Annotated in this window: 1 pseudogene; it reads right to left on the bottom strand. The window is 60.3% G+C overall.

From position 1 onward, the window contains the following. A pseudogene (locus IH50_RS43090) lies at positions 1-277 on the bottom strand (maturase); the annotation flags it as partial.

Below are 277 nucleotides of genomic sequence, written 5' to 3' on the forward strand. Positions count from 1 at the left end.
TTCGCAGGTGTCCGCCAGGAGTCTTGCGATGAGTTCCTTTTGCGGATAGTCCACCCGGACCGGTTCGCGGTCGGCGAGTTCCGCCGTTCGCTGCCGTTGAAGGGGAATTCCACCGAACCGTGCAACCAGTGGTTTCCTGTTCTTTCGCTCGATACGGGCCTCGAAGCAGACTCGGGGTCCGTTGGGTGTGTCGATTCGGGCCTTGTGCTTGGCGGCCATCTTCGACACGGACGAACGGTGCTTGGCGGCAAGGGTTTTGAGCATGGAGGTTTCCATG

The organism is Streptomyces sp. NRRL S-37 (assembly GCF_000721605.1).
Classification (GTDB): domain Bacteria; phylum Actinomycetota; class Actinomycetes; order Streptomycetales; family Streptomycetaceae; genus Streptomyces.